Origin of the sequence: Pseudomonas guariconensis, from assembly GCF_024127895.1 — a bacterium.
GTDB classification, from domain to species: domain Bacteria; phylum Pseudomonadota; class Gammaproteobacteria; order Pseudomonadales; family Pseudomonadaceae; genus Aquipseudomonas; species Aquipseudomonas guariconensis_B.
On sequence record NZ_JAMYBK010000078.1, the window covers coordinates 1 to 467 of the forward strand.

At 62.3% G+C, this 467-nt stretch carries 1 pseudogene; it reads left to right on the top strand.

The window, feature by feature from the left end:
• Positions 1 to 467 (top strand): annotated as a pseudogene (locus NJF35_RS24625) (hypothetical protein); the annotation flags it as partial.

The following is a 467-nucleotide window of genomic DNA, read 5'->3' on the forward strand; positions in this document are numbered from 1 at the left end:
GAAGCCGACCTGATGCGCGCGGCCGAGCATGCACGGGAGTCGTTGGCGATCCTCAGCGAGGAGGAGGCCAATTTCATGATGGCGCATATCGGGGAGATTGCCGGGGTGCTGAGTGGGGCGAGCACCTCGATGGGCGTGGGCAAGGACATGCTGGAAAAGGGGCTTGGGCAGGTCAAGGACACGCTCAAGGGCATCGAGGCGCTGCACCAACGGCAGTTTGCCTTGCATGGGCACCTCAGAAGCCCGGAATTCTTCGCATCGCGCCAGGCGCTGTATCAGCAGCTCAGCGCGCAATTGAGTACTGCGTTCCTGCACAAGCGGTTGAGCCTGGGCACCTACGACAGGCTGCGCCGGGATCTTGGGATTTCGTCCAAGCGTGTGGTGCATCACTGGAAAAAGGCCGGTGGGCCGGGGCAGATACCGGGGTATGCGACGCATTTGGAAGAAGTGGCGAAGACGGCGCGGTA